The sequence below is a fragment of the Streptomyces sp. WZ.A104 genome, from assembly GCF_002382885.1.
Classification (GTDB): Bacteria; Actinomycetota; Actinomycetes; order Streptomycetales; family Streptomycetaceae; genus Streptomyces.
Genome location: NZ_NWVL01000016.1, coordinates 89,792 through 111,066 on the forward strand (window position 1 = coordinate 89,792; position 21,275 = coordinate 111,066).

General features: G+C 67.8%; 14 protein-coding genes and 2 pseudogenes. 8 read left to right on the top strand and 8 right to left on the bottom strand.

Annotation, left to right across the window (positions count from 1 at the left end):
- Positions 1 to 256 precede the first annotated feature (256 nt).
- Both CIB93_RS38815 and CIB93_RS11655 read right to left on the bottom strand, forming a co-directional pair.
- A complete protein-coding gene (locus CIB93_RS38815; protein WP_096626711.1) occupies positions 257 to 526 on the bottom strand; it encodes a DUF397 domain-containing protein in 270 nt (89 codons plus the stop codon).
- A 41-nt stretch (positions 527 to 567) separates the two neighbouring features.
- Positions 568 to 1,362: pseudogene (locus CIB93_RS11655) on the bottom strand (Scr1 family TA system antitoxin-like transcriptional regulator); the annotation flags it as partial.
- Positions 1,363 to 1,475: 113 nt separating this feature from the next.
- On the opposite strand from CIB93_RS11655, the gene CIB93_RS11660 reads away from it, so the two are divergent.
- The 3 genes from CIB93_RS11660 to CIB93_RS11670 all read left to right on the top strand — a co-directional run bounded on the left by CIB93_RS11660 (position 1,476) and on the right by CIB93_RS11670 (position 3,210).
- Entirely contained in the window at positions 1,476 to 1,889 is a 414-nt protein-coding gene (locus tag CIB93_RS11660; protein WP_096626713.1) for an ATP-binding protein, read from the top strand.
- A gap of 95 nt (positions 1,890 to 1,984) precedes the next feature.
- On the top strand, positions 1,985 to 2,944 hold the full coding sequence (locus tag CIB93_RS11665) for an NAD(P)/FAD-dependent oxidoreductase (RefSeq protein ID WP_096626714.1): 960 nt from the start codon (positions 1,985 to 1,987) through the stop codon (positions 2,942 to 2,944).
- Between the two features lie 65 nt (positions 2,945 to 3,009).
- Positions 3,010 to 3,210 carry a hypothetical protein gene (locus tag CIB93_RS11670; RefSeq protein ID WP_096626715.1) on the top strand — a complete coding sequence of 67 codons (201 nt, stop codon included), beginning with the start codon at positions 3,010 to 3,012 and terminating at the stop codon, positions 3,208 to 3,210.
- Positions 3,211 to 3,292: 82 nt separating this feature from the next.
- On the opposite strand, the gene CIB93_RS11675 is transcribed toward CIB93_RS11670, so the two are convergent.
- Both CIB93_RS11675 and CIB93_RS11680 read right to left on the bottom strand, forming a co-directional pair.
- Positions 3,293 to 3,484, bottom strand: coding sequence for a hypothetical protein (locus CIB93_RS11675; RefSeq protein ID WP_096626716.1), 192 nt, complete (start codon positions 3,482 to 3,484; stop codon positions 3,293 to 3,295).
- Positions 3,481 to 3,780, bottom strand: a complete 300-nt coding sequence (locus tag CIB93_RS11680; protein WP_096626717.1) for a hypothetical protein — start codon at positions 3,778 to 3,780, stop codon at positions 3,481 to 3,483. Before CIB93_RS11680 ends, CIB93_RS11675 begins: the two co-directional genes overlap by 4 nt.
- Here CIB93_RS11680 and CIB93_RS11685 point away from each other — a divergent pair.
- The 5 genes from CIB93_RS11685 to CIB93_RS11705 all read left to right on the top strand — a co-directional run bounded on the left by CIB93_RS11685 (position 3,755) and on the right by CIB93_RS11705 (position 16,388).
- Complete coding sequence (locus CIB93_RS11685) at positions 3,755 to 4,369, top strand: N-acetyltransferase (RefSeq protein WP_179500064.1); 615 nt, start codon at positions 3,755 to 3,757, stop codon at positions 4,367 to 4,369. The two genes, CIB93_RS11680 and CIB93_RS11685, sit on opposite strands and share 26 nt — an antisense overlap.
- A 139-nt stretch (positions 4,370 to 4,508) precedes the next feature.
- A complete protein-coding gene (locus CIB93_RS11690; RefSeq protein WP_096626719.1) occupies positions 4,509 to 4,925 on the top strand; it encodes a VOC family protein in 417 nt (138 codons plus the stop codon).
- A 667-nt stretch (positions 4,926 to 5,592) separates the two neighbouring features.
- Positions 5,593 to 9,285, top strand: a complete 3,693-nt coding sequence (locus CIB93_RS11695) for a LamG domain-containing protein (RefSeq protein WP_257002145.1) — start codon at positions 5,593 to 5,595, stop codon at positions 9,283 to 9,285.
- Positions 9,286 to 9,658: 373 nt separating this feature from the next.
- Positions 9,659 to 15,931: an RHS repeat-associated core domain-containing protein gene (locus tag CIB93_RS11700; RefSeq protein WP_257002146.1), complete on the top strand. Its 6,273-nt coding sequence runs from the start codon at positions 9,659 to 9,661 to the stop codon at positions 15,929 to 15,931.
- A 64-nt stretch (positions 15,932 to 15,995) separates the two neighbouring features.
- The gene (locus tag CIB93_RS11705) at positions 15,996 to 16,388 is read left to right on the top strand and encodes a hypothetical protein (protein ID WP_143660026.1); all 393 of its coding nucleotides are present in this window, start codon (positions 15,996 to 15,998) and stop codon (positions 16,386 to 16,388) included.
- 161 nt (positions 16,389 to 16,549) lie between these two features.
- On the opposite strand, the pseudogene CIB93_RS11710 reads toward CIB93_RS11705, so the two are convergent.
- The 4 genes and pseudogenes from CIB93_RS11710 to CIB93_RS11725 form a co-directional block, all read right to left on the bottom strand.
- Positions 16,550 to 17,928, bottom strand: a pseudogene (locus CIB93_RS11710) (IS1380 family transposase).
- 122 nt (positions 17,929 to 18,050) lie between these two features.
- Positions 18,051 to 18,677 (bottom strand): YceI family protein, encoded by a 627-nt coding sequence (locus CIB93_RS11715; RefSeq protein ID WP_096626722.1) that lies wholly within the window; start codon positions 18,675 to 18,677, stop codon positions 18,051 to 18,053.
- A 222-nt stretch (positions 18,678 to 18,899) separates the two neighbouring features.
- Entirely contained in the window at positions 18,900 to 19,550 is a 651-nt protein-coding gene (locus tag CIB93_RS11720; protein ID WP_096626723.1) for a peptidoglycan-binding domain-containing protein, read from the bottom strand.
- A gap of 298 nt (positions 19,551 to 19,848) precedes the next feature.
- Positions 19,849 to 21,060: a glycoside hydrolase family 64 protein gene (locus CIB93_RS11725; RefSeq protein WP_179500067.1), complete on the bottom strand. Its 1,212-nt coding sequence runs from the start codon at positions 21,058 to 21,060 to the stop codon at positions 19,849 to 19,851.
- Positions 21,061 to 21,275: the final 215 nt, after the last annotated feature.

Below are 21,275 nucleotides of genomic sequence, written 5' to 3' on the forward strand. Positions count from 1 at the left end.
GTGTGAGAAATACGCGCAACCGGTGCCGTGAAGTGATCAGCCCTGGCCGCGCTGACCCGGCTGCCGGGTACGGCTGCCGGCGCTGCGGCCGGAGAATCGGGAGCGTTCCCTTTGGCCGGTGCCGACCGTTGATACCGGCATGAGGCGGGGACGCGGCGCACGCCGCCGAACCGCCCGTCAGTCTGCCCCGCTTCGGGCCGCGTTTGTCGGCTGGAGGCGGGGCAGCTCTTTCCGTGTACGGGGTACGGGGTGCGGCTCAGAGGGCCGTGCCGCTGTGCACGAAGGCGCTCCAGGCGGCGGGCTCGACGGTGAGGACGGGACCGTCGGTCACTTTGGAGTCGCGGATGTGGATGGCGGAGGGATGGGCGGCGACTTCGACGCAGGCTCCGCCGTCGCCGTCGCTGTAACTGGACTTGTGCCAGTGGTAGGCGACTTCGATGCAGTTGCCGCCGTCGCCGTTGCTGTGGCTGGACTTGAACCAGTGGAGGGCTGTGGGACCGGGGGCGGGGTGTGCTGCGCGAGGCATGTCTCTCCAAGCAGTGCGTCAAGCAGTGCGTCCAGTAGCCGGGTGCTCTCCTCGACGGTGAGCGCCTGGGAGCGCAGCATCCCATATCGCTGCATAAGAGCGCTGACGTCAGCTGGTTCGTCATAGAGCTCTGCCCGCAACTGGCCGCTGATGTAGGCGAGCTGATCGTGGTCGGGGGTCTCTAGTAGAACGAGCGGCCCCGCGAGCGCGGCATGCCGAGGGGTGTTTCGAGGCATGATCTGAATGGTGACGAATGGCAGATCCATGCACCGCCGCAGATGGAGAAGCTGCTCCCGCATCATTTCGGGGTCGCCCAGTCCGATGTGCAGGATGCTCTCCTCCAGGATGAAGGTGAGGACGGGCCGGGGTTTGCGCTCCAGGATCTTCTGGCGGTCGAGGCGGTCCGCCACCCGCTTCTCGATCTCCTCCACTTCGAGCGGTGGATAGTTGCAGCCGAAGACGAAGCGTGCGTACGCCTCGGTCTGGAGCAGTCCCGGAATGAGCTGCGACTCGTACCAGAGCAGACTCACCGCGTTCTGCTCGTACTGCACGAAGTCCTTGACCAGCGCCTGATAGCGCTCCTTGCGCGGGATCTTCTCCACCGCGACCCGCAATACGCCCTTGGTGTCCAGTAGTTCATCGAGCCGGATGGCCAGGTCCAACTGAAGCGCCCGCCGCCCCTGCTCGATCGAGGCGATGGTGTCCTCGCCCACCCCGGCCTGCTCGGCGAGGGCGGCCTGTGTCCGCCCGGCGAGTCTGCGGAAGTGGCGCAGCTGCGCCCCGACCAGCTGCCATGAAGTAACTCGCCTGATGCCGCTCTGCTTTCCCGGTTGCATGACCTGGCTCTCCCCGTTCCGGTCCCGCTGTCAACCCGTCAGAACCCGTACAAAAGCATTTGTACGTCTCTCTGCTCTGCTGAAGCGTAGTCACGTTGTGTGAGCGTGGAAGCATGAACGAGGCAACCCAACTCCCCTACTTCCGCGCTGCTTTCTACTGCCGAGAGCGCAAGTCGATCCCCGTCGTACGCAAGTTCACCCGCAAGGCCCTGGTCGATTGGGAGTGCGAGGAGCGCGCCGACGACGTACTGCTCTGCGTAACCGAACTGGCGACCAACGCGCTCCGCCACGGCGTCCCGCCGGGCCGTGGGTTCCGTGTCCACATCTACCTGGAGCGGATGGAGAAGGCGATCCGGATCGAGCTGCACGACAGTGGCGACGGCGAGGTCCGCGCGGCGGACGGGCTCCCGGGGGCCGAGGAGGAGGGCGGTCGAGGGCTGCTGCTGGTCGAGGCGCTGGCGGACAAGTGGGGGGTGGGGGAGCGGAACCCCGGCAAGATCGTGTGGTGCGAGTTCACACTCGCGTGATTTGCGGTTTCGGCAAGGTTACTTGTCGTTTCAGCCTCACGGGCGCACTCTCGTCATCGAGCGGAGATGCCCCGCAGGGGCGAAGGAGGAGCGACATGAAGCAGCAGCGGTACGACGTGGTGATCGTGGGCGGCGGGGCCGCCGGTCTGAGCGGGGCGCTGACCCTGGCGCGGGCCCGGCGCTCCGTCCTGGTGATCGACGCGGGCGAGCCCCGTAACGCGCCCGCGTCCCATGTGCACAACTACCTGGGCCGCGAGTCGACCCCGCCCGGCGAGCTGCTGGCGATCGGCCGGGGCGAGGTGACCGGGTACGGGGCGGAGGTCGTCGAGGCCCGGGTGGTCGCGGCCGAGCGGCTGCCGGGGGAGCGGGGCTTCCGGGTGGTGGTGGAGGGCGGCGGCGCGGTGGAGGCGCGGAGGCTCCTGGTGACGACGGGGCTCGTCGACGAACTGCCGCCTGTGCCCGGCCTGGTGGAGCGCTGGGGCCGGGAGGTGCTGCACTGCCCGTACTGCCACGGCCACGAGGTGGCGGACCGCCCGATCGGTGTGCTGGGCGCAGGGCCCCTCTCCGTACACCAGGCGCTGATGTGGCGGCAGTGGAGCGATGACATCACGCTCTTCCGCCACACGGGTCCGGAGCCGTCGGACGAGGAGTACGAGCAGCTGGCGGCCCGGGGTGTGGCGGTGGTGGACGGGGAGGTGACGGGCCTGGAGATCACGGACGACCGCCTCACCGGCGTACGACTGGTGTCCGGACGGGTGATTCCGCGTGAGGCGCTGGTGGTTCAGGCTCGCTTCACGGCCCGCTCGGCCGTCCTGGAGTCCCTGGGCCTGGTGCCGGTCGCGCAGGAGATGGGCGGCACGGTGATCGGTTCGTACATCGCGGCCGACCCGACCGGCGCGACGGAGGCCCCCGGCGTCTGGGCGGCGGGCAACGTCACCAACCTCACCGAACAAGTCATCGGCGCGGCGGCGGCAGGTCTTCGAGCGGGGGGCGCGATCAACGGGGACCTGATCGCCGAGGACACCCGGCTGGCGGTCGAGGCCCGCAGGGGGTGAGCGGAGGAGAGGAGGGGCGGAGGCTTCGGTGATCGCCGCCGGTTCTATGGTTGACCGCAGGGGGGATGATGCGGCCATACGACTGGTACGACGGTGATGGGGCCGATGGGAACGCCGACGTGGAAGCCGAGGCGCTCAAGGCGAAGGCGCACGCCGGAATCGCGATGGGCTGCGGGGTGACGGTGATGGTGATCGTCGCTCTGGCCGTGGTCGCTCTGGTCCTGTTGGTGACGCCGATCTTCCTGTGGGTGGCCTCGCGCTACTGAGCCCGCGTGGGCGCGCGGGATGTGGGCCGCATCAGGATGCCGAGGCGGCGAGGTGAACAGCGATCGCGGTGATCAGGCCGCTTTAGGCCACAGCGGTGATGAGCCGCCCGCGACTTCCGGTCGACGCGCGGCCCGGCAGCGCCCCGCCACTGGCGAGCACCACCCGCCAACTGGCGGACGCCGTAAGAGCGGCGAGAACGAATACGGCCTTCTCCGTGGTGCCCGCAGTCGCTGTGGTGCCGCTGCCGAGCACGAGTGCCGCGAGGTAGATCACGTCATCGGGTTCACCATCGTGGGCGCCAGCAGCCCCGTGCATGCCCGTGCGGGAGTGAGGGGCGGCCTGTCGTCGGCGCGGGCCGTCGTCTGCCGACGGCGGTATTGGTGTACGGCCGTGGCGGCACCCCGGAGAGCCAGCACGACGAGCACCGAGGCGGAGACCCAGCGCAGGGGAAGCGTGGCCGGTTCGATGGAGGGCGTGATCGCGGAGCCCGCGACGACGGCGCCTCCTGCCCCGCCCCCTCGCTCAAGATCATCGGGGTGCAGAATGACCCGTATGTCGATAACGAACATGCCGCAGGCGGCCACGCTCGACGATGCGGAGTCGATCAGCCGCACCCTGGCCCGCGCCTTCGCGGACGACCCGATGATGGGCTGGTTCTTCCCCGGCGCGGCCTCGCGCGAGCTCGACCTCGTCCGCTACTTCACCACGATCTTCACCCGGCAGTACGCCCGTCACGGGGTGTGCGAACGTACCGCGTCGGCGGCCGCGTTCTGGGTGCCGCCGGAGGGCCAGCCCAAGGCCGTTCCCGACGCGGACACCGTCGCGGAGCTGGAGGAGATCCTCGGCGACCGGGCGCCCCTGTTCCGGGACGCGGTCGCGGCGGCCGCCGAGCACGGGCCCCAGGAACCGCACTGGTACTTGGCGGTGGTCGGTGCGGACCCGGCCGCGCGGGGCCAGGGGCACGGAGCGGCTCTGCTGCGTTCCGGACTGGCCAAGGCCGACGCGGCGGAGCTGCCCGTCTACCTGGAGTCCTCCAAGCCGGACAACCTGCCCTTCTACGAGCACTTCGGCTTCACGGTGCTGGGGGAGACCCGGCTTCCGGGGGACGGGCCGCTGCTGTGGGTCATGCGGCGCGAACCGCGCCCGGCCGACGCGTAATACGACTCGGGAACCAGGACGAGATACGACTCGGGACCCAGGACGAGCGCCCGATGCGCGCGTGATCGTCGGCTTCGTACGGTACGGGGACGAGCAGCCGGTCCACGGGAGGGCCATGCGCCGAACCGGAAGGAATCCGATGCCGGAGTACGCCACCGCCCATGTGCGCATCGCCCGCCCGTCCCGCGACCTGGGGGCGGCCGAACGCTTCTGGGTCGCGGGGCTCGGCCTCGGCGTCCAGTACCGCCACGAGGCGGACGGCACTCCCGGCCACCACTCGCTGCTCATGGTCGGCTGGCCGGACGCCGCCTGGCACCTGGAACTCGTCCGCGATCCGGCGGCCCCGGTGGAACCACGCCCGACCCCCGAGGACCTGCTGGTGGTCTACCTCGGCGAAGAGGTGCCGGACGCTCTCGTGGAGCGGCTCGAAGAGCACGGCGGCAGGAGGGTGCCCGCGCACAATCCGTACTGGGACACCTGGGGCGTCACGCTTCAGGACCCGGACGGCTACCTGCTGGTGCTGTCCAGCCGGACGTGGTCGTCGTTCGCCGACTGACGGCGCGCCGGGGAGGGGCTCGCCACCTCCCGCGCCTGAGAAGCTGTCGAGTGGCCCCGGGCCGGGCGGCCACTTCCCAGCACGCGCGCTTGTGACGTTGCCGTCGGTCGACGACGCTCCGCGTCGCCTCCCTCTTCCGCCCTCCCTCCTCCGCCTGGGAATCACCCGCACCGGACCGCCCCCCTGTCCGACCCGAGGCCACCCGACAGCCTCTGCGAACGCGAGGGGATCACCGTCTGCTACGGCGATTCCTGCACCACGCCGGTCGATGTCGTGCCCGAGCCTGAGCCTCGACGTTGGCCAGGCTCGGCGCAAGGGAGCTATGGAGGCGCATCCGTCCACGTTTGCCTACAGGAACTCCGCGTGATGGGCGTGAGGGAACCTCGCAAGATCCTTATCCGCGTGATCGTGTCAAATCCGCTTGTCCCACGACGAGTTACCGAAGTGACCGACCGGCCGGTCCGTTTTCGTGCAAGCGACCCTAGTGTCTCCCTTCGGTCGAACTCGCCCATCTTTGCTATCGCTACGTGCGGAGATAGTGGGCCGGATCACACTTGACGGGTCCACTGCAACCCCTGATATTTAGCTGACTTTCGTGAAGGCTATGTGGAAACGGGGCGGGTTTGTGGCTGGCGGGGGGTGGCGTCGAGGGCGTCACGGTGTGTGCGTGACGGCTGTTCTGGCCACTGTGTTGAGTGTGGTCCCTGCCCTGAACTCGCAGGCAGTGGCGTTGCCTCCCCTTCAGGTGCCCCTGAACTCGCCGGAGCTCCGGGCCTCGGCTGCCGCCGTCGAGGCGGGCGAACGTGTGGAGGTTGTGGAGGAGCGCTCCGAGCGAGAAACGGTTTTCGCCAACCCGGACGGGACGACGTTCACCCTGGAGAAGTCGATCACTCCGGTCCGCGTGGCTCGCGAAGGGAAATGGGTTGAACCCGACCCGACCCTGGTACGCGACACGGACGGGTCGGTCGGTCCGGCGGCGGCAGCTGTGGACGTTTCGTTCTCCGCCGGGGGCGACGGCGCGGACCTCGTCACCATCGCCAAGGGCGAGCAGTCCGTGTCGCTCGGCTGGCCCGGCGCGCTGCCCGCGCCGCGTCTCGACGGAGAACACGCGGTCTACGAGGACGTCCTGCCGGACGTGAATCTGATTCTCACCGCGACGGTCGAGGGCTTCCGGCAGGTACTGGAGGTGAAGACCCCCCAAGCGGCGGCGAACCCGGCGCTCAAGGCCATCGAGTACCGATTCGGGGCGGAGAACCTGACGGTCCAAGCCGGAGCCGGCGGGGGACTGGACGCTCTGGACGGCAACGGCCGACCGGTGTTCCGTTCACCCGCGGCCCGTATGTGGAACTCCGCCGGCGACGGCACTGCCCCCGCCCCGGCCCGGCGTTCGCTCTACCTCGCCGCTCCCGCCGAATCCGGTACGGATCAGCCCGTCGCTGCTGGCCCGACCGAAGAGGGCGACCGATTGGCCGGTCCCGAGCCCGGTGACGACTCCTCGGTGATGGACCTGAAGCTCACGAACTCGACGATGACGGTCGAGCCAGACGCCGAGATGTTGTCCAGCACCGAAGAGAAGGACTTCCCCCTCTACATCGACCCGCCGGTCGAACTGAACGAATCCGAGCGCACGGTGCTCTCCTCGGACGGCGATGTGTTCTGGAACTTCTCCGGGGGTGCCAACGGCATGAGCGTCGGCAAGTGCGGTTCGGCGGTCATCGGAGGCGTCTCGTACTACTGCGGCAACGGCTATGTGAACCGTATGTACTTCGAGTTCGCCCCCGGAAAGCTCAAGGGCAAGCACGTCCTGGACGCCACCTTCGCCGTCACGGAGACGTGGTCGTTCTCCTGCGACGCGCGCTGGGTCGACCTGGAGCGTACGAACAACATCTCGTCGTCGTCGAAGTGGCCCGGCCCCAAGAAGCTGGACCAGATGGGCGACCGTAAGGTGTCGGCCGGCCGTGGCAGCCGTTGCTCACCGTCCCAGCCGCGCGCACCCATCGAGTTCCACGACTACGCGCCGGAGCCCGACGAGAACCTGACGCCGACCGTCCGCAGCTTCGCCGACGGAAAGATCTCCCGGCTGACGCTCATGCTGATGGCCAAGGACGAGTCCGACACGATCGCATGGAAGCGGTTCGACGACGATGCTGTCCTGAGCGTCGACTACGTGGGTAAGCCGGCCAAGCCCAGCAACATCGGCCCTGTCGTGGGAAAGTCGCACGACTGCAACACGGTCGAGTCCGCTCCGGCGATCGTCACCGACCCCACCCCCGATCTGACAGCCACACCTCAGACCGCGTCCGGCGGTGAGTCCGGCGCGAAGCTGCGGGTGGCCATGGACGTGGACAAGAAGCAGAGCGACGGCACCTGGGTCAACGCCATGAGCGAGATCGTCCGTCCCAGCAGTGGATACGTCGGCGACAACGTGAAGGTCACAGCAACCGCCCCGGCTCTGCCGGAGAACACACTCCTGCGCATGCGCGCATGGACACGGTCCCACTACGGCTCCACGTGGCTGGCCGGGCCTTCCAACGGGTCCACCACGGGATGGTGCTACTTCAAAATCGACAGCAAAGCGCCGAAGCCACCGACCATCACGTTCAACAGCACCGGGACGGACTCCTACACGCCCTGCACGCCGAATGACTGTGTTCCCCACGGCAAGCCGGGGAAGGCGGGCTCCTTCACGCTCGGCCCGGCGCCCGGCGACGTGAACACCGGCTACCGCTACAAGTTGTCCAGCGGGTCCTACAGTTCGGGCTGGTCCTCCTACGTATCGGGAGCAACCGCAAAGATCAGCCCTGTGCCACCCGTCTCCGGCACGATGACCTTGCACGTCGAAGCGAAAGACAACTATGGGCCGGGGGCCGGCAACTCCGTTGACTTCGTGGTGAAGGAGGGCGACGGACCCGTCGCCCGCTGGAACTTCGCCGAGGCATCCGGCGCGGCTCTGGATACGTCCACCGCTGATCCGAGTCTGCGGGACAACGCGAACCTGACCGGTGGAGCGGCCCGTACCGACCAGGGCCGCCGGGGCGAGGTCACCGTCACCCCCGCGACCGAGACCGCTCCTGCTGTCAGGACCACCGACAGCGGCCTCGAACTGAACGGCACCACGTCCTACGCGGCCACGACCGGACCGGTCATCGACACCCGAGCCTCCTACACCGTCGCCGCATGGGTCCGGATCGACGCCCCCTCGCGCAACGCCACCGTGATGGGCCAGGACGGCGTCAACCGCAGCCCCTTCCTGCTGGGTTACGAGCACAACCTCAAGAAGTGGACCTTCCGGGAGGCCACCGTCGACGCCCCCGCGGGAGGAAGCTGGCCGTACGAGCGCGTCGTTTCCAAGAACGAGGCAGTGCCGAAGGTCTGGACGCACCTTGCGGGCGTCTTCAACGCCGTCGACAACACCATCAGCCTCTACGTCAACGGTGAGCTGCAAGCATCCACCGCCTTCACCACGCCATGGGCAGCCAAGGGACCCTTGCAGATAGGCCGGGTTCACTGGTCGGGCGTCTACACGGACTACTTCCCCGGAGTGATCGACGAGGCGGCTGTCTGGCAGGAGGCCCTGACCGGGGCACAGATAGCGCAGGAAAGCGCCCTTCTGGCTGCCGACGGCAAGGCCTCGGTCGAACTCGTCGCCGCGTGGAACCCGGCCGGAGCGCAGGGGGCGTCCCGGGCGGACGGTGTATCGGGCTACGGCCGCGCCCTGGCCCTCTCTTCGGGCGCTTCGCTGACCGATGAGGGTCTGGTGCTGGACGGCACTGCTGGAGCGGGTACGACACCTGGACCGGTGGTGGACGACTCGGGTTCCTTCACCGTGACCACACAGGCGATGGTGGATGGGGCGAAGGTGCTGACAAAGCCGAACGGCTACAAGGCCCAGGTCCTGGGCCAGCGCACCGCGACCGGCTCCTCATGGAGTTTGTGGTTCGAGAAGACCGGCACGAGGCAGGAACCGGAGTACGACGAGAACGGCGATCCGGTCATCGACGAGAACGGCAACCTCAAGACCATCACCGTTCCCGTCGGCCGCTGGAACTTCGGACGCCTGACCGCGGACGGCAGCGGCGCATCCGTGCAGAGCATGGAAGAAGCGCTGGTGGATACGGAGACCCGCCTCACCGGCGTCTACAACGCGCAGGACAGAACGATCCAGCTGTATCTCACGTCCGACCAGCAGACCAGCGACGGCATCGCCTACTCCGCACAGGTCGGAACCGGTGAACTCGCGGTCGGCAAGGGCTATCTCGGCTCCTGGGGCAACTTCCTCCCCGGCCGACTCAGCGACATCCGCCTCTGGGCGGGAGCGCTGAGCGACAGCGAGCAGGTCTCCGACGTCGTCGGGACCTGAACATTCCGCCCCGCGCCCCGAACCCTCGGGCGTGGCCGGCTCCGTACGAGCCGGCCACGCCCTCCCTCCCCGTACTCCACCCTGCTGTCCCGCCTTCGAGCGGTTCGGCCGCTCCCGGAGAGAAGACGTGTCCGTGTCCCGATCCCTTCCCGCCTTCATGAGGCGCACCACGCCAGGCCGCTCCGGCTCCGGTGGCACCCGGAAGTTCCGTGTACCCCTGGTCGGGGCGTTGGCACTCGCCCTCTCCGTACCCGCCGGACTCACGCCGATGGCGATAGCCGCAGCCCCCTTGGGACGTCCCGACGTTCCGGCACCTCGGGTCAGCAAGGTCACGGCTGTCCCTGCCCTGGGGACGAGCAAGGCGCGCGAGCGCGTGGCGAAGAACAAGGCCCTCAACGCCAGGCAGGCGGCACAGGCCCGCAGTGAGCACGCGGCCCGCTGGCCCAAGCCCTCCCGGAGCGACCAGGAGATATCCGGCAAGCAGGGCGCACCGGGTGCCGGGCCCGTCTCTCTGACCGCGCCTCGCCTCAGCAAGGCCTCGGCCCGTGCGGCGAAGTCGGCACCGACTGCTGACGGCACCGCCAAGGTGAGCGTTCTCGACCAGAGGACCGCTCGCAACGCGGGCATCACCGGTGTGGTGTTCACCGCCGCGGTGGACTCCCCGGGCGACGCCGGGCTGACCGTCGACTACTCCTCCTTCGCCGACGTGATCGGCGGAAACTGGGGTTCTCGCCTCGGGCTCGTGTCCCTTCCCGCCTGTGTGCTGAGCAGCCCGCAGAAGCGGGAGTGCCGGACACAGACCGCCGTGCCGTCCCGGAACGACGCCGTGGCGCAGACGGTCTCCGCGCAGGTGGCCGTACCCCGGGCTGCCGCTGCCAAGGGCGGCACGTCCTCGGCGGCCGTCTTCGCCGTGACGGCTTCCGCCACTGCGGCGTCCGGCGCGGGCGACTACAAGGCGACGCCGCTCGCCTCCTCCTCCAGTTGGGAGGCCGGTGGCTCGTCGGGATCGTTCACCTGGTCCTACCCCCTGAGCGTGCCGCCCGCAGCCGCCGGTCCTGCGCCCTCGCTGTCGGTTTCCTACGATTCGGGCAGCGTCGACGGCCGGACCTCGAACACCAACAACCAGGGTTCCATGCTGGGTGAGGGATTCGACCTCACCTCCTCCTACATCGAGCGCAAGTACGGCTCGTGCGAGGACGACGGCCAGGACGACAAGTCCGACCAGTGCTGGAAGTACGAGAACGCCTCCCTCGTTCTGAACGGCAAGGCGACCGAACTCGTCAAGGACGACACCACGGGTGTCTGGCGCCTGAAGAACGATGACGCCTCCCAGGTCACTCACGAGACGGGCGCCGCCAACGGCGACGACGGCGACGACATCTCGGGTGGCAAGGGCGACGGCAAGGGTGAGTACTGGAAGGTCGTCACCGGTGACGGCACGGTCTACACCTTCGGTCTGAACAAGCTGCCCGGTGCGGGCACGGAGCGGACAAACTCCGTCTGGACCGTCCCCGTCTTCGGCGACGACTCAGGCGAGCCCGGCTACTCCTCCGGCACCAGCTTCTCCGGCCGTGCCAAGACCCAGGCGTGGCGCTGGAACCTCGACCTCGTCACCGACGTCCACGGCAACGCCTCCACCTACTGGTACAAGGCGGAAACGAACCACTACGCCAAGAACGGGGACAAGACCGAGCTCGCCGAGTACACCCGCGGCGGCTACCTCCGCGAGATCAAGTACGGCCAGCGTTCGGACACCTTGTTCACCGGCAACGCGTCCGGGAAGGTGTCCTTCGACTACAGCGAGCGCTGCACCGCCGATGACTGCTCCTCGCTGACCGAGGACACCGCGAAGCGGTGGCCGGACGTTCCGTTCGACGCCATCTGCACGGCCGGGGAGACCGACTGCCTGGCCACCGGGCCGTCCTTCTTCACCCGCAAGATGCTCACCTCCATCGAGACGAGGGTGTGGTCCACGGCTGCCGAGCCCGACGCGTACAAGCTGGTCGACAGCTACGCGCTCGCGTACCAGTTCCTGGACGGCGGGGACATCGGCAACCTCTCGGACAAGACGCTGGTCCTCAAGTCGCTCCAGCGGACCGGCAAGAACGGCGGATCCGTCACCGTGCCGCCGGTGGAATTCGGCTACCACATGCGGCCCAACCGGGTCGACGCCACCGACGACATCCGCCCGCTGACCCGCCCGCGTATCAACACCGTCACCACCGAGACAGGCGCGATCACCACGGTCACGCTCTCCGACCCGCAATGCGTCCGGGGCAGCAAGATGCCCAAGGCGGAGGACGACAACAACCTCTCCTGCTACCCGGTGTACTGGCCGGTCAACGGTGGCGACCCCCAACTTGACTGGTTCCACAAGTACAACGTTCTCGCCGTCACTACATCCGACCCCGCGGGCCAGAACCCCGCGGTGGAGAACGCGTACACCTACGAGAACCCCGGCTGGCACTACAACAACGACCCCTTCACCCCCGAGGACGAGCGGACCTGGTCCAACTGGCGCGGCTACCAGAAGGTCACCACCTACACCGGTGACACCGACCACCCGCAGTCCAAGACGGTGCGTCTCTACATGCAGGGCATGCACAAGGACAAGCGCCTCGACGGCACGACCCGTAGCGCGAAGGTCCTGGGAATCGACGTCGCGGGCCTGAACGCCTCGGATGCCACCGACTATGAGCAGTACGCCGGATTCCTGCGTCAGGAAATCACCTACAACGGCAGCCAGCCGGTGTCCGTAGCCTTCAACAGCATCTGGAACAAGGTGACCGCGAGCCAGCAGCGGTCCTATGCCAACACCAAGGCCTACTTCGTACGCACCTCCCGCACAACCCAGTACACCTACCTGCCTGTCAGCAACACCTGGCGTCGCGGCTACACCGCCCATACATACGACGCCACCTACGGCATGGTCACTCGAACCGAGGCCATCGGCGACCAGGCCAAGACCGGCGACGAGACATGCAGTCGTACGTGGTATGCCCGCAATCCCGCCAAGGGACTGACCAGCCTCGTCTCCCGCACACGCGTCGTCGGATCAGCCTGCCTGGACTCCGCCGGGACGACCATCACCGACGACGAACTGAACCTCCCCGCGAACTCCAAGACCCGCGGAGACGTCCTCTCCGACACCGCGGCCGTCTACGACAACGCCTCCGCGACCGGCTGGACCGCATCCCAGACCCCGACGCGCGGGCTCGCCACCTGGTCCGGGAGAGCCAAGGCCTACCCGGCTGCCGCAGGCACCAGTGACCGACACCCCGCAGTGAACGGCGGCTGGCAGACCGTCGCCAAGACCACCCACGACACCCTCGGCCGCCCTCTGACCGTCACCAACGCCAAGGGCTACGTCACCTCCACCGCGTACTACCCCGCCGCGGCAGGTCCGCTGACCGCCACCATCGTCTCGGCACCCAAACTCACCTCCTCCAACGGCAAGATCCACAAGGCGTACACCTACCTGGACCCGGCACGAGGATCGGTCGTCAGAACGCTCGACGCCAACCTCAAGAAGACCGAGAGCGCCTACGACGCTCTGGGTCGTGTCACTGCCACCTGGGCGCCGAACCGGACCAAGGGCATCGATACGCCATCGGCGAAGTACGACTACAACATCGCGCGTGGCAGCCAGCCCTGGAGCTCCGTCAGCACCCTCAGGGCCGACGGCCAGAACTACCGGACCAGCTTCGCCATCGCCGATGCCCTGCTGCGTCCGATCCAGTCCCAGACCGAATCCCCCCTCGGCGGCCGGATCCTGACCGACACCCGCTACGACTCTCGCGGACTCGCCTACGAGACGTACGCCGACATCTACGACAACACGAAGGGCCCGAACGGCACCTACACCCGTGCCTCCTACGCCCACACCCCGGCCCTGACCCGGACCGCATACGACGCGGCGGCCCGGCCCACGACGACCACGTTCACGGTGTTCGGTGAGGACCGGTGGTCCACCACGACCAGCTACACCGGGGACTCGACCGCCACCACCGCGGCCAAGGGCGGCAACGCCACGCGCACCATCACCGACGCGCTGGGCCGTACCACCGAAACGCGTACGTACGGGGGCACGACACCGGCGGACACGGCGTACGGAGCCACTACTGGTACCTCGTACACACGGGTGAAGTACGAATACACCCGGGACGGCAAGCCGTCGCTGATCACCGGTATCGACGACGCCAAGTGGAGTTATTCCTACGACCTGTTCGGCCGCGAGATCAGCGTGACCGACCCGGACAAGGGCCGCACCCGCACCGATTACACCGACCTGGACCAGATCGCCCTCACGACCGACTCGCGCAACGCGAAACTGCTCTACGAGTACGACGAACTGGGCCGCAAGACCGGCCTGTGGCAGACGGCCAAGACGGACGCCAACAAGCTCGCCGACTGGACCTACGACAGTCTCCTCAAAGGTCTCCCCGACGCGTCCACCCGCTATGTGGGCGGAGCCGCCGGCAAGAAGTACAGGAAGCAGGTCACGGCATACGACACCCTCGGCCGTGCCACCAGCACCGACGTCGTGCTGCCGACCGACGATCCGTTGGTCACCTCCGGGGCCGTCACGTCCACTCTCACCTTCGGCACGGCCTACCTCCCGGACGGGAGCATCGCCAACACCAAGGAGCCGGGCGCCGGGGGCCTTGCCGCTGAGATCGTCTCGCCCAAGTACAACTCCACCGGCCTGGTAACGGAGCTCTCGGGCACCAGTTCCTACCTCCTCGGTGTCACGTACTCCGCACTCGGTCAGGTGGAGCAGCTCTCCCTGGGGGCGGGCGCAAAGAAGACCTACATCACCAACAAGTACGAACCGGGCACCGGCCGCCTCACCCGCAGCCACGTCACGGACCAGACCCACCCGTACATGCTCCAGGACCTCAACTTCGCCCGGGACGACGCCGGGAACGTCCTGTCGATCCTCGACCCCACGACGCTGGGCGGCACTGCCAAGGCCGACAACCAGTGCTTCGCCTACGACGCACACCGTCGCATGACCGAGGCCTGGACCCCGAAGTCCGCCGACTGCACCACCTCCGGCCGCACCACGGCCAACCTCGACGGCGCGGCACCGTACTGGACGAGTTACACGTACAACAGCGCGGGCCAGCGCAGCACCGAGACCACCCACACCGCGACCGGCAACGCGACAACCAACTACGAGTACAAGACACCGGCCGGCCAGCCCCACCCCCTGGTGAAGACCACCGGGGCGAAGGCCGCCACGTACGGCTACGACCAGGCGGGCAACACGACCACCCGCCCCGGCACCCAGGCCACCCAGACCCTGGCCTGGAACTCCGAGGGCGAACTGGCCTCCACCACCGAACCGGCGGCCGGGGCCAAGCCCGCCCTGGGCACCGGCTACCTGTACGACGCGGATGGAGAACTGCTGATCCGCCGCGCGACCGGGGACGGGGACACGGTCCTCTACCTCGGTTCGACGGAGGTACGCCTCACCGTCAAGGGCACCGCGAAGAAGGTCACCGGTACGCGCTACTACAGTGCCGCCGGGCAGACGCTCGCCGTCCGCACGGCCACGTCGGGCACGGCCGGCACCAAGCTCAGCTTCCTCGCCGCCGACCACCACGGCACCAGCAGCATCGCGACCGACGCCACCACCCAGGCCGTCACCAAGCGCTACAGCACACCGTTCGGCGCTCCACGCGGCACCAAGCCGACTTCCTGGCCGGACGACAAGGCGTTCCTGGGCAAGCCGGCGGACTCGGCAACGGGCCTGACTCATATCGGTGCCCGCGAGTACGACCCGGGGGTCGGCCAGTTCATCAGCGTCGATCCGCTGCTCGAAATCGACAAGCACCAGACGCTCAACGGCTACAGCTACGCCGGCCAGGCCCCGGCCACGAACTCCGACCCGACCGGCACCTGCCTGGACCCGGGCAACGGCAGGTGTCAGCCGGGCAACAACAGCGGCAAGCCTGATCCGGCGTTTCCCAAGAACACTAACCCGGCGCCGCCGAAAGCCACGTCGCCTTCAAACCGTGGTGGAACTTCCAGCTCTTCTGGCCCGGCCGCTGCGAAAGCCCCCGAGGTGACATCCTCAAGACTTCAGGGAATCCTCAACGACATCTATCTCAAGCCCGGATCGATTCCAGAGGTCGGAACGGGCAAGGTAGGTGAGGCATTGATCAACGAACTGGAGACAGGGAAGCCGACCAAAGGCTTGTGGCATGTGGCAGACGCCGCGGATCAACTGACCCGGATCGCGAAACTTCTGGAAGATGACAGGAAGGGGGCGATTCCACCTCTCTCTGCTGCCGACAGGGCGGTAGCCCTGAGTGAAGCGGACGAGTTGTGGAAGGCCCTCGACACCAAGGACAAAGCTGGCAAAATTACGGCAATCCTGGAATCCAGCAAAGAGGTATCCTCTTCGGTGAAAGCTGCGGCGAGGCGAGTTATCCGTGCACCCTCCATGTCTTCTGTTACTGGAGGAATCTATGAAGAGGTCCCGCATAAGGCGCCCAGGCTTGTCAACAGCCCGAAACTGCCCAAGGTAATTTTTGGGCTAGGTGTTGCTGGTGAATTGCTGTGGTTCCTGGATTCCGTGAAGAGTATCGTCGAAGGCGACTGTGTCTACGACTGCGATTACAGGCCACAGGTGGCCTGAGTCGCTACTGGGGTAGGGTGCCGGGTGCTTTCGGTGCCCCACCCCACCTTTGAGTGGAGGTAAAATGGGTGACTATGATTTTGTTCGCGGTGTAATTTGGAATTCATTGCCAGAGCTTCGCAGGACCCTGATGGAAATCGAAGCCGAGCAGGCGGAATTTGATGAAGGTGAGGATACTCCTTCTACGGTGAGCATCTACTCGCTTGCTAGCGATGTATTTATCGACGGCGCCCTCGCCCCCTTGTTGTCCAGCGAGGAAATCGAGAAAGATGTTGCCATCAGGTGTGCCGGCGTGATCGAGACGCTCCTTCTGCGCGGGTCCACCGAGGTTCGGCAAATGGTAAGTATCCGAATCACCGACTATCTCCTCGGGTGGAATCTTTGGGAAAAATTCTCTCAGCATTCGGGTCCCGCTCTCTTGGAGGAGGTAGGTCGCAGAAAGCGCTACTATTTTTAACCTCGATCTTTCGTGACGGTCCGTCGGTTGGTCTGGCGGGCCGTTTCGGTTGTCCGGGCTGGTGGTGGGCACGCTGATGGCCCGGCTGTCGCGTCGGGTGGGCGCCGGGTTCCACTGCTCCGGTCGGGGTGGTGCTGCTCGTAGGGACGGGAACTGGCTGGTCAGCCGGGGTTCGGGAGAGCTTCGAGCCGTGTCAGGGCGTCGGTGATCGCATTGGTCCAGGGCCAGTGGCGTGCGAATCTCAGATGCCGGCGGCGGGCGGTGGTGACGATCTGCGCTGCGGCGGAGAACAGGCGGAGTCTCAGACGGCGGGGCTCCCACCTGCGGGTTTTCCCGGTCAGGGCGAGCATGGGCATCCATGCGAGGAGGTCGAGGGCGATCTGGACGATCTCCAGCCAGATCTGGTTCTGCGCGGTGTCGTGTAGGGGCAGGTTACGCAGGCCGGTGGCGCGGGCGGCACGGATGCGGTCCTCGGCGCGTGCCCGCTGGCGGTGCCGCAGTTCGAGTGCAGCGATCGGAACGTCCGCCGTGTTGGCGGCGAACGCGGTCAGCCGTAGTCCATCGGCGTCGGTGATCCGCAACTGGGCTCCGGGGTGGGGCCGTTCCTTGCGGACGATCAGCCGCATCCCCTTCGGCCAGCCCTTGAGGGCGTCGCCGGTGATCTCGGCGACCCAGGCCCCGTCCCGGATTTCACCTTCCGGTTCGACGGCGGGTGTCCACGCGGGGTGGGCGGGACCTTCAAGGTGGCCTGGTGGATGGCGTCGGTGATGGTCATGCCGACCGAGTACGACAGCCACCTGCCCCGCTGGGCGAGCCAGGCGACGAACTCATGAGTGCCGCCGCCGGAGTCGGTACGGATCAGCGTCTGACGTCCGCGCCGGTACTTCGTCGGCAGCTGGGCCAGAGCGAGCCGGGCTGCGGTGATGTGGTCGGCGGCAGTGTTGCTGCCAGCGTTTCCCGGCCTGAGCAAGCCGGCCACCGGCTCCCCGGACCCGCCGCTTCCGTGATCGACGAAGGCCATCAGAGGGTGGTGGCCGAGGGTCTTCTTCCAGGTCGCGGTGGCGTCCTGCTTGTCGGAGTGGGCCAGCACGAGCACCCCGTCCAGGTCCACGATCACCTGCCCTGAGGCGTCCGGAGCCGCGTTCTTGGCGAGATTCCAGACGCGCTCGCGGGCCTCTGCCCGAGCGGCTCGTATCGCGGCCAGGGCCTTCGGTCCAGCAGTGGCGAGAGTGTCGATGAGTCGGGAGACCGTCGGGTCGGAGGCCACCGGCCCGAACAGGCCGGGTTCGGCCCGCAGCATGGCGACATCGGCGAGGCAGTCGCCGCCGAGCGCGACCGCGAGCGCGAGATTCAGCACTGTCTTGCCGGGATCGTGCACCGCGCGGGACTTCCGCCAGGATGCCAGTGTCGTCGATATGGCCTGATCCAGACCGGACTTGCGGACCGTCTCTACCAGCAGCACCGCCCCGGCCTGCGAGACCACCCCGCGACCGCCATCCTCAACGCGGACACGCGGGTACGACCCGATACGCTTCTTCACCTGGAAAGTGCCTCCGACAGGGGCGGGAACAAGGGCCTAGACAATCCTCATTCTCGCTGGGCAGAGGCACTTTCTGCTGTCTCGATCACCTGCTGGACAGCCCACTTCGTGAAAGTGCGAGGCTAGAAACCACCCCCCGGGGCCGCCGCCTTGATCGCGGAGATGTCGAAGGTCAGCTTCACCTTGTCGCTGACCATCACACCGCCGGTCTCCAGCGCCGCGTTCCAGGTCAGGCCCCAGTCGGAGCGCAGGATCTCGGCGCTGCCCTCGAAGCCGACGCGCTCGTTGCCGTAGACGTCGGTGGCGGAACCGTTGAACTCCAGGTCGATCGAGAGCGGGCGCGTGACGTCCTTGATGGTCAGGTCACCGGTGATGCGGTACGCCTCGCCGCCCAGCTGCTCGGCCCGCGTGGAGCGGAAGGTCATGAGGGGGAACTTCTCGGCGTCGAAGAAGTCGCCGCTGACCAGGTGGCCGTCTCGGTCGGCGATGCCGGTGTCGACACTGGCGATCTTCACGTCGATGGCTGCGGTGGAGTTCGCCGGGTCGGTGCCGTCCAGGACCAGGGTGCCCTCGTGCTCGCCGAAGGAGCCGCGCACATTGGTGACCATCGCGTGGCGCACCGTGAAGCCGATGCTGCTGTGCGCCGGGTCCAGGGTGTACGTGCCGGTCAGCGCGGCCAGCGCCGGGTCCACCGCGGGGGCTTCGGCGGTGACGGGGGCGGCGGTCGACTTGCGGGTGAACAGAGCCATGGCTCCTCCTCGGGGTGTCCTGCGGGGGCGGGATCGAACGGCTGCCGAAGGCATTGTTTAACCTTCAACGAAAATGACTCTAGCGCCATCTAGTTCAAAGTTCAACTTTTACGCCTCCGGGATCTCCGGAATCTCCGGGGCTCACTCTTCGTTCCTAGGGTCGACGGCTGCTGAACCCCGGCGCAGGCGCGGGTGGCCCGCGCCGGGAGCCGACCGCCGGTCTCACGGGATCGGTTCGGCGTCCGGCCCCTCCTGTTCCAGCAGCTCCCGGGCGAAGTCCTCCCACTGCGCGTACCGGTCCGGATGCGCGGACCCCTGGACCGCCTGGCACACGTCGCCCGGGGCCATCGACTCCCAGCCGTCGATCTGGAGCAGCCCCGGGTTGGCGCTGGGCGAAGGCAGCCCGTAGAAGGACTTGGACGCGGTCGGCACGTGGGTGATCTGGGCCGGGGTGCCCCAGCCCATGCTGGGACGCTGCTGGAAGACGCCGAGCGAGTCGTGGTCGACCGGGGAGGTGTAGTTGACGAACTTCGACTCCTGCATCGCCGTCATCAGGGCGATCACCTGGGCTTCCGCGGGGAGGGCCGCACCCTTCCCGACGCCGATGACCGTACGGGCATGGGCCAGTTGCTCCCGACCCAGGTCGGACGGGTCCGCGAAGGCCTCCCGCAGCTCGCTGTCCGGGGCCGCCTTGAGCAGATGGGCGGTGACCGTGTCCACCTCGCCGGTCGGAGGCAGCCCGTAACTCTGCTGGAAGTCCCGCAGGCCCTGAGCGCCAGGGGCCTGGGGGGCGGGTGACGGCGGCGGGGCGGGGTCCGCGTGTGCCGGGGCTGCCGCGGTGAGCAGGAATCCGGCGACGGTCACCGCGAGCATGCGGTGGAGGAGTCGGCTCTTCCTCCGATTCGTTCGCGTACGGCCTCCTCCCGTACGGACCCTTCCCGCACGGACCTCGCCCGTACGGCCCCTTCCCGCAGGAGCCTCTCCCGCACGGACCTCCCGCATACGGATCATTCGCATACGGAACCGTCCCGACGTGCCGTCGCGAAGTCAAGAACGCCGCACGCCGTGTCGATCAATGAGGTGTCGCCCAAAGGTCACTGCGACTGGACATGCCGGTGCCCCCGCCCGGACGGACAGGGGACCTGGCCTGCGGGCCTGCGGGCCCGGCCCGTCAGGACCCCACGCTGAGCGTGAACCGGCGCGGGCTCCCGTCGTGTGCCGCGCCCGAGACGTCCGGCTCGCCGTCCGGGCGGACGTCGTCGTACGGGAAGGCGTAACCGATCGGGCTGTTCGCGTGGACCACCCGGGACCAGTGGTTGGTCACCGCCGCCCTGTAGTAGTCCGCCGTCGACGTGCCGTTCGGCTGGCTCGGGTGGCTCAGCATGATCGAGCGGTTGAATCCCGCCGCCAGCCGGGCCAGGATCGCCTTCCTGTCGTCGGAGTCGCCCGGGTTGTTCGTGAACGGGCCGTGGTTGCAGGTGAAGATGTCCTTCGACTCCGGCTTGGTGAACGTGTGGCCGCCCTCGAACGTGAGGACGTCCCCGCTCACCCGGCCCGCCCGCGAGCCCCGGCCGCCCTGGAGGTCGATGCGCAGGTCCTCGGAGCGGTACTTCGCCCACACCTCGTCGATCTGAGCGGCGAAGAGGTCCCGGAACGGCATCTCGGCCGGGCGGTCGAAGTACGGGGCCATGATGTTCTGCGGCGAGACGACCCGCAGGACGCTCCCGTCGGAGCCCCGGGTGATCAGCCTGTCCCAGGGCTGCCCGTCGGCGGCGGCCTGGGCGGTGAGGTCGTCGGCGATCCGCCGCACCGCGCCGTCCGGGAGCGGGGCCACCGTGTGCGTACCGTCGCCCTCCAGTGTGATGCCGATCGGCAGGGCGGTCACCAGGTCCACGTAGCTGATGTTGGAGTACAGCTGCTCCGTGTTGAACGTGAACTCGCAGAAGGACCAGGTGCGCCCGTGGTTCGGGTCCGAGGGCGTCGCGAAGGCGGGCTCCACGAGCGCGGGGCCCGGGTTGAGGTAGAAGTCCAGCTTGTCGTCGCGGACGAAGTAGACCCGTGCCCCGTACATCCGCGGCAGGGTCAGCACGACCGGGCCCGCACCCGCGGACTTGAGCGGGATCGCGCAGTCGACGGGCAGGGGGGTCTGCGGGGCGCCAGGGGAGTCGGGGCGGTAGACCTCGCCGTTCGGCCGCAGCAGCAGCCAGCGGCCGGTGCCCAGCTCGTGGCCGGTGACGTACGCGTGCACCGTGCCCGGCAGCGACGTGTTCTCCAGCGCCAGTTCACAGGTCGCTGGGGCCGCGGAGGCGCGCGGGCCGAGAGCGGTTCCCCAGGTGGGGTAGGTCAGCGCCGAGGCCGTGGCGGCGGCACCGGTCAGGAACATTCTGCGCGAAATCACGAGGGAGCTCCCTGGGTGTGTGGGGGCGCAGGCCGGGCGGCGTGGTGGGAGGAGTGGGGGTGTCGGGGGTGGGGGTGCCGGACCGTGGGGTGCCTGCGGTGCGCACCACTCTCGCGAGGCCCGGGGTAAGCGTCAAGACTTGCGACTGAGAGCGCTCTCAGAAATTCAGGGTCTTTACAACTCGACGCCGGGAAGCGGCA

What these genes read in the sequence shown, in the direction of transcription:
- CIB93_RS38815 (WP_096626711.1), bottom strand. Translation starts at nt 526, where the DNA reads ATGCCTCGCGCAGCACACCCCGCCCCCGGTCCCACAGCCCTCCACTGG.
- CIB93_RS11660 (WP_096626713.1), top strand. Translation starts at nt 1,476, where the DNA reads ATGAACGAGGCAACCCAACTCCCCTACTTCCGCGCTGCTTTCTACTGC.
- CIB93_RS11665 (WP_096626714.1), top strand. Translation starts at nt 1,985, where the DNA reads ATGAAGCAGCAGCGGTACGACGTGGTGATCGTGGGCGGCGGGGCCGCC.
- CIB93_RS11670 (WP_096626715.1), top strand. Translation starts at nt 3,010, where the DNA reads ATGATGCGGCCATACGACTGGTACGACGGTGATGGGGCCGATGGGAAC.
- CIB93_RS11685 (WP_179500064.1), top strand. Translation starts at nt 3,755, where the DNA reads ATGACCCGTATGTCGATAACGAACATGCCGCAGGCGGCCACGCTCGAC.
- CIB93_RS11680 (WP_096626717.1), bottom strand. Translation starts at nt 3,780, where the DNA reads ATGTTCGTTATCGACATACGGGTCATTCTGCACCCCGATGATCTTGAG.
- CIB93_RS11690 (WP_096626719.1), top strand. Translation starts at nt 4,509, where the DNA reads ATGCCGGAGTACGCCACCGCCCATGTGCGCATCGCCCGCCCGTCCCGC.
- CIB93_RS11705 (WP_143660026.1), top strand. Translation starts at nt 15,996, where the DNA reads ATGGGTGACTATGATTTTGTTCGCGGTGTAATTTGGAATTCATTGCCA.
- CIB93_RS11715 (WP_096626722.1), bottom strand. Translation starts at nt 18,677, where the DNA reads ATGGCTCTGTTCACCCGCAAGTCGACCGCCGCCCCCGTCACCGCCGAA.
- CIB93_RS11720 (WP_096626723.1), bottom strand. Translation starts at nt 19,550, where the DNA reads ATGCTCGCGGTGACCGTCGCCGGATTCCTGCTCACCGCGGCAGCCCCG.
- CIB93_RS11725 (WP_179500067.1), bottom strand. Translation starts at nt 21,060, where the DNA reads ATGTTCCTGACCGGTGCCGCCGCCACGGCCTCGGCGCTGACCTACCCC.